The organism is Fulvivirga marina, from assembly GCF_016775155.1.
GTDB classification, from domain to species: Bacteria; Bacteroidota; Bacteroidia; order Cytophagales; family Cyclobacteriaceae; genus Fulvivirga; species Fulvivirga marina.
Genome location: NZ_JAEUGD010000052.1, coordinates 1 through 1,870 on the forward strand (window position 1 = coordinate 1; position 1,870 = coordinate 1,870).

A 1,870-nucleotide genomic window follows, 5' to 3' on the forward strand; every position below is an offset into this window, starting at 1 on the left:
AAAGCTCTCCTGGAACACCGATGGGTTGAAGCTGTAATTCTTCGTTTAGGATATAGGCCTGAGTGTTGGCGATGGGCTTACCGATGGGGATATTATAATTATGACCTTTACTATCTACCTGAAAGCTGGTTGCTACCACGGTTGTTTCAGTTGGGCCATAGTTATTGATGAGCTTATAAGTATTATCATGTTCTGCACGATTTAGCTTATCTCCACCGGTGAGCAATATTCTGAGTGAGCTGTTTTTGAGTTGGATGAATTGTTCACAAAGCGGGGTTGGGAGAAAACTAATTGTGATATTATGCTGTTGGAAATAATCGTTTAACCATCTAGGATCCAATGGATTATCTGGATTAAAAAGGTGGATGGTTGCTCCTTTGATTAATGGGGGAAATACTTCAAAGATCGAAGCATCAAATCCTACCCCTGCTAACTTGGTTGATTGATCACTATCAGATACTTCAAATTCTTCATTAAACCAAAGACAAAGGTTGGTGAGTGAGGCATGCTCGATTAAAGTTCCTTTAGGCTTTCCTGTAGTCCCAGAAGTGTAGATTACATACGCAAGGTCGCTACTATTAGGTAGTTGGTTGGCTAAATTTTCATTGTTGTAATGCTGAGGATCTGTAATATCAAAATATTGTAGTTCAGTAGCATCAATATTCCAATCACAGCTGGTCTCGGGGCTGGAAATAACGAAGTTAGTCTGGCTATCCTGGATAATGTATTCGATTCTATCCTTAGGAAGGTTAGGATCAATTGATAAAAAAGCTGCTCCAACCTTATTGATAGCAAGTATTGCTTTGCATAACTCAACAGGATGTTTGACCAAGATTGCAACGATATCATTGGGTTTAACTCTCAAACCAATGAGTTTACTGGCAATTTGGTCAGACTGCAAGTTAAGTTCATCATATGTCAGCTGTTCATTGTGGTAGAAGAGCGCAGTTTTATTGGGGGATATTTCGACTTGCTCCCTGAAGAGTTCGACTACAGTTTTATTTTGGAAATGGGGTTTATGGGTCTGATTAAATTGTTTTAGAAGCAGTCGTTCATCCTCAGGGATAACAGTGAGATTTTTTAGGTATTGGTTAGGGTCTTCACAGACCTGTTTCAATAAGTGTTCAAAAAAATCAGCAAACCGAGCAATAGTTTTTGCGGTAAATAGTTCGCAATCATATTCCCAGAAGAAGTTGAGTTGGTCGTTTTTCTGTTGTGCGGTAATACTAATATCAAATTTAGCGAGGAGTCCTTGCTGATCCAGAGGGTCGAGGGTCAGCCCTGGTATACTTAATTCTTGATCTTCAAAATTTTGCAAGGCGAACATGATATCAAACAGCGGATTTCTATTTGTTGTCCTGGTAAGGTTTAGGTTTTCAATCAACTCTTCGAAAGGATATTGAGCATGTTCAAAAGCCATTAAAGTTCGATCTCTCACATCTTCGAGGAATTGCAGGAATGACAGGTTAGGTAATGGGAAGTTCCTTAAAGCCAACGTATTGACGAAGAGTCCAATGATTTGTTGTGTATCGGCATGATCTCTTCCGGCCACAGGTGTACCGATAACTAGATCTTTTTGATTTGAGAGTTTGCTCAATAAGATATTAAGAAGAGAGAGCAGGGTTATAAAAACAGTGGCACCATTTGCTGCAGCAATGTGAATAAGTTGATGAGTTGTTTTTGTGTCTATTGAATGAGTGAATACTTCCGCTTTTCTTATGGCGCTTGATGATCTGGGTGTGTTAGTCGGTAGCTCAATGGGTTCTACGGGATCATCGAATATTTTGCTCCAAAATTGCGTAAAAGGATCACTGGACATTTTACTGTTTTGATCTTTCCAGGTTGCATAATCTTTATATTGGATGCTGAG

1 protein-coding gene is annotated in these 1,870 nt (G+C 39.4%); it reads right to left on the minus strand.

From position 1 onward, the window contains the following. The coding region (locus JMN32_RS15130; RefSeq protein ID WP_202857191.1) for a non-ribosomal peptide synthetase at positions 1 to 1,870 on the minus strand (1,870 nt) is incomplete at both ends.